Consider the following 11,211-nt stretch of genomic DNA (forward strand, 5'->3'; position numbering starts at 1 on the left):
TAAGTATCTGTGCATAAATTAGGGTACTATCTAATTAATGCATGCATAAATTAGGGTCAAGGCTATTTTATGCATTTTAAGATAAGAGAAAGATCCGTTAAAAAAATCTTGAGTTTTTGCGAGGCTTGGGTGTTCAGAGAAAAAGAAAAAAATAGAGGGTATTGAAGTTTTTTTTAGAAAAATACGCAACTTTTTCAAACTACTGTCGAAAACCTCATATGACTCATGGAATTCGACTTCATACTGAAATAGGCAATTTAGACAATTTTGAGCAAAACCATACTACTTTTAGCAATTCCGCAGAACCCGCTAATGCTGATGCTGCTGTTTTGGATGGCGTAGCTAAAGCTCCTGCTTCCGACCGGGCTCAGTTGTTCCGAGCAGAACAATCTTACAATCGTGATTTAGGCATGCAAGTTCATGCCCTTCAGGCCCTTGTTTCAATTTATCCCTCAGAAAATGATAGTCGTGAAAAAGTCCAAGCAATCTTGCTCGAGTCACTGCTTTTGGTGCGCTCTGAAAAGTTCAGGGATGTAGATGCAGCGATTGCCCATCTGCTTGAAAATGCGGGCTCAGATTCTCAAAGTACCTGGCAGCAGTTTACGCAAACAGAACTGGGCAAGGGCTGCCTGGCCTTTTTGCATCAAAGTCAAAGGGGCGTGACGCGGGAGAGTCTGGTCGTCCTGACGGGAATTGCCGAACAGCTCTTGCCTCCCCCGGCCTATCTGGGAAGAATTATGGGTCTGGGAGGGCTAGTGTCCGCCTTTGCGCATGGGAATATTTCGAAGTGGGCCGAGTTTTCAGGAGAAATGTTTCATCTGGGAAGAGACCTTCTGCAGGCCTCGCAAGGCGTGCTACATCGCCTGCATCAGGGTTTTCAATATACTCTCACACACCCTCTGACCCAGATGGTCTGTGATTGGGAGAGCTATTTATTTTCGCAAAACCCTACTTCGCAAAGCGAAGCGGAAAGAAATCAGGTGGCTGAGTTTTTGATGGGAATGGTGAACAGCCGAGCTCCCGAGCTGGCGGAGGCCACAATGCAGGGGAGCTTGGGACAACGGGTGGGCCTTCGTGAAGTGGAGAATTCTCTCAGGCGCTCGAGTCTGATTTTTGTGGAGAGTAGCGGTGATTTTTTATCCACACTTTCCAATTATGCCGCCAGCGTTTTTTCGGGCTACCTCAACTACCGATTATCGGCGACGCCTTTTTCACGATATGGACTTTTGCTTTCGGCCGTAACCGGCGCTGGCAATGGCTTGGTGCAAGGCGGAGTGCAGTTGATGCATCAACTGGGCGGCATGAGTTCCCAACAAATTTCAGAAAATGCAGGATCACTGGCCTGGCAACTGGCCAAATCGATGTTGATTGGCGTGGGCTCCAGCCTGGGGGAACATGGGGTCGGACACGTACTGCACGGCTTGCCGATCGCGCATCCGCTCTTGAAAATATTCACCGCTGCCGCCGGATTTGCCTTGGGGGATGTGGGCGCTGAGCTGCTGACTACCGAGGCCCTAGATCGAATAGGGGTGGCGCTGCATCTTCAAGAAGATCAAATTTTGCAAGCCCGCGGCATTTACAATTTTGCCTCGAATGCCATCGAAGAAGTAGGGCTGTCGAATCATCTCACACCCTTGGGCTTGCTGCATTGCAGGGCCTTGGGGGCGGCGGCGGGAGCGGGGGTGGCGGTAAATAATCCCCCCTTGCCCCCCTTATTAAGGGGGGAGAGTTCTGAGCCCTCTCTCCCTCGAGGGGAGAGAGTTGGAGAGAGTGTGACCTCAGAGGCACGCGAGATCCCCCTCTCCCGAAAACCCTGCGGCTTTTCCTCACCCCTCCAGGGGGGAGGGAGAAGTACGAGTCTACCAGTTTACCAGTCTACGAGTTCACCCATCTACGCCTACGCCAGTTCCGCCGATCCAGTGCTTGAATTTTTAGGACAAGCCCCAAATGATATGGATCCAGTGGCTGCCCATATCGCTCGAATAGAAGGCACACAAAGAAATCTCTTTATTCAAAATGACTTGGGTGTGGGAGCTGCAGGTCCACAGTCCGTGGAGCTTTCCGATTTTCAACGCTACCAAAATGCCATTCGTCCTCGTTTGGCAATTCTGCAGGATGTGAGTTCTGCCACAGAAGAAGAGCTGGGGGCCCTTACGGAACAGGAAGTTTTTCTGCGCCAATCTTACCTGGAGGCCTTGCAGAGAATAAATCGGGATTATCAGGAATGGATTTTGGAGGTGAATAAAAATTCTGATGAGATTTCTGCAGAGCAGAAAAAATCCCTCGAACATTTTTTACCTTTTTATGCCCGCGTCGCTTTGGCCCATTTTGGAAGAGAAATGCCGCGGCAAGTAGGGTATTTGGAGTGGGTGTTTGAGGTGGCGTATTCTCAAATCCCCCCTGACCCCCCTTTGTCAAAGGGGGAAATTAGGCGAACCTTAATCCGTTTTCTGTCCTCCCAGCCCGAACGCCATGGAATTGGCTTTCATTCTGAAGCGAGAAAACTTTTTGCCCCTGTACGAGGCATTGAAGAAATCAAGACCCGTCTGGGAAGAGAAGCTTATTCCCGCTTTAGAAAAGACATGATGCTCAAACTTGCGGCCCGGGGGGATGGGCTTTTTGCGCGCTACCGCAATAGCACCCGAATTTTGGATCTGCTACACGCCTATATGGATGAGGCCTTGGAGAGAAATGGTGCGAATGCCTCGCTGGCCTTCGATGCTTCTCTTTATAGAGAGGCCCTCCGCAAAGACTTGGGGAATCCCTATTCGCTGGAGGTACAAAAAATCTTTTTATCGCTTTTGAATCTTTCAGAAAGCGAAATGGAAGCACAGCTTTGGAGAGAGGGAGAGATCTACAAAAAGCTGGATGCGAAAAATTGGAAGATGTTGGAATTGCCTGCGGTCGCTTTTGTGCAAGCAAAGACCGCCGAAGCGCATGGGAGCTTTCTGGGAAGGGTATTTGGTCTTGCGGTGGCCGGAGTTTTGAAACTCATCACAGAGGCAAACTTGGGCTTTAAAGGCAATACGATAGGCGCCTGGGGAAGGCATGCCCCGGATGATTTTCGGTTTGTGCAAGGCCTGCATACCTTGGTGACCGGCGAGTGGTATCGATTTGCGCTAAGATCAGACGCCGCCATGCAGACTGGAATGCAGGGCATTGTGGATCCGCACGAATATATGCGTCGGTTTCATTCCTCAGACGAATATCCCTTCAGCCCCAATGAGGCAAAAGAGCTGGTGGTTCCGGTGCCGGAACTGTTTTGGGGTATTCCTTTCGAAAATTTAACGCTTGCCGAAGTGGTGCAAAAATATCTGGAGGTCTTTCAGGTTTCAGACCGCGATTTGGCAAATGCCTGCCTGGTAGAAAAAAGGGATGGCAGACAAGAGGCGCTGGACCCTGCAACCCTTGCCAATTATCGAAAGGGTGAGGTTCATCTGGTACAAAGGTCGACGCTTAAGGCCCTGGCCTTGGCCCTCAGCGGAAACAATGAAGAGCTGCGTGCGCAACTGGAACAATTTTTCTTTTTTCTCAAATACAAAAATTATTTTGAATCGAACTTCAATGTTTATCGAAGAAGCGATGCGGCTGAGTCGTCTGCAGACGGCCGTGTCAATCTGGAAACTCCACATCCTTCGCAATATCCGGTGGTTTTACAAAAGCTGACTCAGCCTCTCCATCGCGTGCCATCTACTCAACGCCTCAATCTTCACAAAGAACCGCTGGCGTCTATCAATGATTGGTTTGATTACCTCATCGCCCTGGAAGATCGCCTGCTGGAATACCGGGCAACGGGTGCCCAGCAAGTGCTGGTTCGAAATCACGAAGGCCTGCTCAAATTACTTTTGAACGGGGTAGATAGATCTTCGCTGAAAGTGACAAGCGAAGAAGGTCGTTCCTTTGTCAATGTAGATATCAGCATGCTGCAAGCCCGTCTTCAAGGCCTGATTGATAGCCATTTGGATCACTGTAGTGAGGCTTACGAACATGCCAGCGCACAGACGGTTGTTCCTGAAAAACGCATTCAGGAATTGAAATCTTTTTATCGCGATTTGGCCTTGTTGGGAGAAGATCTGCTGCTCTATCACCGTCCTCAGTCACAATTAAAATTGGGAGAGGCAGTGGTAGATTATGAAATTTATCCGCCTACCCAAGGGTTTTTGCAGGGTGTGAAAATTGTATCCCAGTCTTCGGAATCCGAAGCGGGGCAAGCCTTTCAGGTGCAGGTGGCGGTGATGGATTTGATTGAAAATGCCCGCGCACTCTTGAATGAGCAAAAATGGAAAAATGGCCAAGCCCTAACTAAAGAGGAAAGAGATTTTTTTAGAGGGAAAGACAAGGGCGCTGAGTTGAGTGCAGAAAATTTAAAACGTTTGATTCATTTAAGAATTGCCCGCGAACTGGCGGTGCAAAAGGCCTTGGTGGCCAGAGCTGATTTTGCCTACTGGCGCGACTATCTTCAAAAAGAATTTGCTGAGCTCACCGCAGGCCAAGCGGCCATGCTGGCCAGGCTGGATGCCGAGCTCGAGGAAAAGTCTTATGTCTGGACCAAAAAATTTGAAGACTTTCATGATGCCCTTTTGCACCGCCTTGTGAAAAAACGAACGGCAAATTCCGCTCTGGCCGTACCAGCAGGCTGGGCGATGATTGATCCTGTGGATCCCTCTACGCTTCAAGCCCAAAACCTGAGTGAGGACAGATTTGCAGAAATGGTTTTCTTTGTTTATCTTGTTCAATTTGGAAATGTAGAAAAAGAAATTTCGTACCACTTGGATAGAATTGAGGCGATTATTCGGGAGGGTTTTCCCAGATACCCCCACTTGGATAATGAAGAATCCAGACTGAAGATCCATGCCCAGGTTGCCCGTTTGCTGGAAGCGCATGCCCAGAGACGCCCGTGGATCAGCAGTGCCAGTGCCATCCCTACACAAACTTCTCCCAACCCCTTTGCCTTTCGTGAGCATCCAATAGCCTACCTGTTGGAAAGTTTTTCCGTGGAAGAAAGGCCTCCGCTGGATGCCTCTCTGGCCAGGTTGTTTTTGCAGCTCTGCGAGAATCAAAGAACAAGAGAGGGCAGGGCGCTGAGTGAAGAGGCGCTTGAGCAAAATCTGGAAGCAGCCCTCCGACAATTTAGTCGGCTGGGTTTTGCGAGGGAAGGCTGGAGTGTAGCAACTCTCCAGGCGGGGGCTTCGAAACTCTATCTGCACTTTGCACGGCATTTGGCCAACATTGAATCGTTGGCCACTCATCTGAGCCCACTGGTGGAGGATTTGAAAACCAGGGGCGGCTTGCTTGATGTAGACAAAGTGTTTCAGCAGATTTTTTTGAGTCAGGTGAACAGTCTGCTTTTGGATACAAGCCCGAAAACGGCGCAAGAAGTCGTACAGGAGTGGTGGGAGCAAAATAAAAACCGCTTGGGGGATTACGGTTTTGTGCAGGCCTCACTCACAGAGGGAATTTTGCAGAACTACTATGCTCGCATTTGGAAAGTGCTGCAATTCAGGGTTGCGGCCCTGTTGCCAGCTTTTGATAAAATCTCCGAGAAAAGCAGAACAATGGAAGACAACTTTAAAAAACTATTTCTGGATGAATTTCAGCTGATGGTTTCAGAGGAACTGCTCGCAGATGATTTATTTGATTTGAAAGATGGCGAAGCCGTGTTGCGCTGGCTAGAGGCCCTGGGGTCTTTGAATCTGGTGATGGACCAGCCAGGACGCAGTGCCCGAGATTTACAGAGTAACACCCAGGATGTGATGGCCGCACTGGAAGTTTTGGATAAGCCTATGGTTTCTATGGTGGCCCCAGTGGATTCTGTTGTTCCTATCGATTCTGTGCCTCCCATAGCTCCTGTGGTGGAGGAAACAAGAATACCAAAGGTGTTCCAGGATTTACTGGCCTTGGCAGAAATAAATCTGGGGGACAGCAAAATTAGCCTGGAACAGGCCTTAGAGAGGCTTAAAACCCTTTTATTGGAGAAAGATTTAAATTACCACCTTAGAGCAGAGCTGACCCGCGTGTTATCTGAAGCAGAAGGGCTAGATCAAAAAAATATTGTATTGGCCAACTTTTATATCCGCCGCAGGGAGGCAATACAAAAATTGCCCTCACTTCAAGAAGCAGACGAAAGAAGGGCGAAGGAGTATACCGCTTATTACTACTGGTGTTTAATAGAAGGGGTTAAAGATGATTTTTCTAGTCTTGGATCTTTGTTAGAATATAAAATTAAACGGGGAATTATCCCTACTACTCCGATACGTCGAAAAATTGTAGCAGAAGAGCAAGAATTTAGAGAGGCTGCGATTCAATATCAAAGGGCAGGCTTTTCAGAAGAGCAGTGTTGTAGTTATTTGAATAAGCGAAATTTATACGTGTTTACAAGGCACCGCTCAGAATTGTTTAAAGGGGAATTGGTAGAGCTCCGAATTAATATGCTGGTGCATGTGGTCTTTAATGATATTCCCTGGGTGCGTGAACAGTGTACAAAGGATTCTATACCATGGAGCCTGAACGTTATTTCAAAATGCGTTGAAATGTTTTTAGAATCGGAGGTGCACAGTTCGGTGGCTCAAAAGATTAATCGTATTTTGGATACTTACCAAGTTTCCAGTCAGGCCACTCCTGACGGACGGGTACATGCAATCGAGCATTTAGTGGGTGCCTTGAGCCTCTGCTTGTTTGGGCATGAAGAGCAGGTTCGCGAGGCCTTTGAGCTTGATTCTCATAAAAAAGAAAAATTGAAGAATCCAATGTCTGTTGCTTTACAAGCTGTGGCAGGAGCCTTGGAGGGAGAGGTGATTGGGAAACAGGCGCTGGAAATTCCCGACGAAGACCTGCGGCTTTTTCCTCCTCTGGTTTTTTATTTTGTTGGATTACTGCAACAGGTTGTTCCTGAATCAGAATATGATAAACTGACAGACGTAGCAAAAGAGACTCATGGGGAGATTACAAGGGTTTACAATCTGCAAAAACATTCCAGACTGGATTTGCGAGCTTATTTTGAAAAACGTGTTTTGGAAATATATATGAAGTCTCAAGCACGCATTTTGCAACTTTGTGATTGGCAGGCCTTTATAGAGAAAGAATGTGCAGAGGATTTTTTGTTATTAACAGCGGAAGATCTAAATCAGATCGAGCATCAGCTTGATGGAGAATATGAAGAACAGAATGAGCTGCTTTTACAGGCAGGGATAGGAGTTCTGTCAGCTCAGCAAAAAATGGATTATAGAAACACAGCCCGATTCATAAAAAAAATATTTAAAATTAGATCTTATTTTGCAGAAAATGAATCTGATTATGCTGTTAGAATGAGAGCTATTATTGCGGAGGATAATGAAATTATAATTCGCAGCACCGCTGCGCTTATAAAGAGAGGCAAAACACGCGCAGACAAGCTTATACTCTATTACCTCTGCATCCGTCGGGAATTATTAGAATTGCCAAGAAAAACAGAGGTGACAGTAGATCCCATAGTGCCGAGTGATTCCGACGCTTCTAATCAGGAAACCTTGAGCGAAATGGTGAATGCGGTTTTGCATTATGGGGCTGCGGGTGAATTAAAAGGTAGGATAAATTTTGCTCTGCAGCAATTCATTGCTGGAACTCTGGTTGGAAAGGATTTTTTTGAGATATTTTTACCTTCACTATTATCTCAATGGAGTGAAGATATCCAAGCCTGCCTGCAAAGGGCCAAAGAGGGGGCAGTAGCCATAGGGACTGCGCTGGGCGACGAAGAACAACAAAGAAAAAATTTACCTCCCGAGTTTCAATATTATGCCTCACTCATTCCCGTAGAAAGAAAAGCGGATGAAGTTGCCGAAAATATTCCTCTCTCTTTTGCCTGCTATCGGGATATGGCCTTAAGCTCGCATCAGGGCACGGCAGGCAGTGAAAAATTTCTGGAAAGATTTTACCTCCTCAAAAGAAAAATAGGAATTGATGCAACTGTAGCCTTGGATGCTGCCATTCGAGAAGCCGCGCCTGAAATGTTGAAGCGCTTCAGTTTTAGAAAGTTGGTGGAGGAGCATTGTGAAGAGTTGAAGCCTTTTATAGAAGGTGCATTGGTCAATTTGGATAATAATCATAAAAAAGATTTAGCTAAGTTCAAGTCTAAGCATAGGTTATCACGAAGTTGTTCTGCGATGATTAATGCTATTTTGGCCATTATAGAATCTAGAGAAAATTCTGAATCGTTACTTATAGGCTTAGAGGCTATAAATAATATTCAAACATCTTTGGGGGCAGTGGCTATCGAGAAAGATGCTGAGCAAGTTACAGAAAAATTTGTAAAATTATATTTGGAACATCGACAAGCAATTTTGCTGCTGCCCCCCAAATCCCCTCTTAGCCTTGCTCAACAAAAGATGCAGAAGGATCTTAGCGATGGGCTATTCAATGCCTTGATGAACGACTTTACTCGCCGCGCTTATTTTGAAAAATTGAAGTCCCAATTTGGCTTTACGGCTCTGGATCTTATTAAGGTCAGCATTCAAGAACTTGGCTGGGAGGAAAAAGAAGAACCCATGCCGTGGCAGGATTATTTACTGAGGCTTTCAGTCAATGAAGGCTTTGCAATCGAATTTTTACAGGCCTTGGAGGGTGTTCGCACTAAAATGAGAAACACAGCCGACCTGGATGAATGGGCTGCCCAATGGTTTTGGGTGAGGCATTTTCAACAAAAATGAGGGGCCGAAGAATTTAGCGAAAGGGAAGGCATTCTCCTGAATGCCATTCAAAAAGGACCTCATGAACCTACTGAAACTACTTTTGATCCCATCAAACAAAAATATGCCTTTGTTGCAGAGTATGTGGTGGGTAGCATGTGGAAAAGCAAATTGTTCAAACAGGTGGAATCTTATTTTGCCCGAGTAGCTTCGCTTCAACTCAACGAAGCCATGTGGAATGAACAAGTTGAAAACTATGCACTCTTTTGTCTTTTGCAGAAGAGCAAAAGGCTTGAGCAGTATCCGCTTGAAAATGACTTAGCCGCCGCCGACGAAATTTTAAATATGTTTGGACCTTTAAGGCCTGAATATGTGGCCTGGTTGCAGCAGGAATATCCAGCCTTGAAGTTGAAAGGAGATCTTTCAGGCTCCAACCTGGCAAAAGCCCTGGTGAGAATGTTGCAGGCAGCTGATCAGGATAAAACAATTAGAGAACGCTTTGATTGTCGGGTGAAGAAACTTAGGGAAAAATACAGATTCGAAACAGAAAGAGCCATTGCTATTGCCTATCTGGAAAGTCGGGAGGAAGTTTTGTCAAAGATTCCTCGACCTGAAAAAAAATATGATAATGCTGGCGCAATATTCCGAGTGCTGGTTTATCCTGACCTCATGCCCATGCCTTTAGAACGCTTGGTGAAACTCACTTTGAATCGGTCAGAATTTCGAGAGATCATGCAAACCTTTTACATGCAATTCTGGAAGAAAATAATTGAACAAGAACATTCGGATGACAAGGCCAAGCAAAATAAACTGGAAATTGCGGCTTATAGAGTTTTTGAGGCATTCTTGAAACCAGCGGATCGTTATGTGACAGACGATGGCTCCGATAATGGATTTAGACTTGCTTTGGAGCACATCTGGCAAAGACGTATTCAGGAGGCATTTCATGGCACTATACAGCAAAGGATTAGAACTTATGAGTCGCTAAAAAAACTGTGCTCCTCTGCAAGGCGCACAGAGCTACAGTCCTTTCCGGAATTGCGCCCCCTGAATTTTATGGAAGACTGCCTGATACGTCCTTTCTTAAAGGATTTAAAGATTGAATATCAGCCTGATCTTCAAAGTAGCGTTTATTACCCGGATAGTTTGGTGATTGTTTATCTTGTCCAAATAGTCGCAAATCCAGAAGTCTCTGAGGCGGTTCAAAACTTGATAGAGGAGCTGTTGTTTGAGCCTGGGCTTCAAGCCGGGAAAAAAATAAAGGCAGGTGTTTTTGAACGCTACAAGGCGCGGCGCGAGGAGTTGCGGGGCTTGTTAGGGGCCGGCTTATAAATGCAGATGAGTTTTTATTTCCTGAATTTCTTCATCATGCCGTTCCACTTTTTCAATCACGTAATCCAATTTTTCGTTAATGGATTTTAATTGGCTTCCGTTCTCATTCCAAAGAGTGAGAGCAAATAATGTCAAAAGAATTTCTTACCACCCCAAAACATACGCAAAAATCAGCGGGGCTACAATGGTGGCATCTGATTCCACAATAAATTTTGGGGTGTCTATGCCCAATTTCCCCCAGGTGATTTTTTCGTTGGGGATGGCGCCCGAATACGATCCATACGACGTGGTTGAATCCGAAATCTGGCAGAAATAGCTCCAGAAGGGCACGTCATGCCATTCCAAATCTTGATACATCATGGGGACCACACAGATGGGAAAATCGCCCGCAATGCCACCGCCGATTTGAAAGAATCCCACACCTTTTCCAGAAGAATTTTTTCGATACCAATCCGACAAACTCACCATGTACTCAATGCCACTCTTCATCGTGGTGGGTTTGATTTCTTCTTTGATTACATAGGAGGCAAAGATATTTCCAAGGGTGCTGTCTTCCCAACCCCCAACCACAATCGGTAAATTCTTTTCCGCGGCGGCGATCATCCAGCTGTCTTTGGGGTCGATTTGATAATATTGTTTCAAGACGCCGCTGTTGATCATCTTGAACATGAATTCATGCGGCAGATGGCGCTGACCCTTGTCATTGGCCTCTTTCCAGAGGGCGTGGATGTGTTTTTGCAAACGACGAAAGGCCTCTTCTTCGGGAATACAGGTGTCTGTGACACGGTTGAGGCCTTGTTCCAGAAGTTCCCATTCCTGCTGAGGGCTGAGGTCACGATAATGGGGCACTCTTTTATAGTGATTGTGCGCCACCAGATTCATCAGATCTTCTTCGAGGTTGGCGCCGGTACAACTGATGATCTGCACTTTGTCCTGCCGTATCATTTCGGCCAGCGACACCCCCAGTTCGGCCGTACTCATGGCGCCCGCGAGAGAAATCAACATCTTGCCACCTTCTTCCAAATGTTTTTTGTAGCCTTCAGCAGCATCCACTAGAGCAGCGGCATTGAAGTGACGGTAATGGTGTTTGATGAATTGGGTGATGGGGCTTTGAGTCATAGTGTTTCTCCAGTTGTCTACCTCACCCCGGCCCTCTCCTACTCTAGGAGAGGGTTAGGGTGAGGTGGAAATCTCCTAAGTATTTTTCCTTTCATTGACA

4 protein-coding genes are annotated in these 11,211 nt (G+C 46.4%); 2 read left to right on the plus strand and 2 right to left on the minus strand.

Annotated features, from left to right (window positions below):
- The first annotated feature begins 218 nt into the window (after positions 1 to 218).
- Positions 219 to 8,681, plus strand: coding sequence for a hypothetical protein (locus HQM15_07960; protein ID MBF0492699.1), 8,463 nt, complete (start codon positions 219 to 221; stop codon positions 8,679 to 8,681).
- A gap of 135 nt (positions 8,682 to 8,816) precedes the next feature.
- Positions 8,817 to 9,992, plus strand: a complete 1,176-nt coding sequence (locus HQM15_07965) for a hypothetical protein (GenBank protein ID MBF0492700.1) — start codon at positions 8,817 to 8,819, stop codon at positions 9,990 to 9,992.
- Here the strand turns inward: HQM15_07965 and HQM15_07970 are convergent.
- Together HQM15_07970 and HQM15_07975 are read right to left on the minus strand one after the other, a co-directional pair.
- The gene (locus HQM15_07970; protein MBF0492701.1) at positions 9,987 to 10,127 is read right to left on the minus strand and encodes a hypothetical protein; all 141 of its coding nucleotides are present in this window, start codon (positions 10,125 to 10,127) and stop codon (positions 9,987 to 9,989) included. The genes HQM15_07965 and HQM15_07970 overlap by 6 nt on opposite strands.
- Before the next feature lie 9 nt (positions 10,128 to 10,136).
- Positions 10,137 to 11,111 carry a deoxyhypusine synthase family protein gene (locus HQM15_07975; GenBank protein MBF0492702.1) on the minus strand — a complete coding sequence of 325 codons (975 nt, stop codon included), beginning with the start codon at positions 11,109 to 11,111 and terminating at the stop codon, positions 10,137 to 10,139.
- Positions 11,112 to 11,211 lie beyond the last annotated feature (100 nt).

The sequence above is a fragment of the Deltaproteobacteria bacterium genome (assembly GCA_015233135.1).
Classification (GTDB): Bacteria; UBA10199; UBA10199; order JADFYH01; family JADFYH01; genus JADFYH01.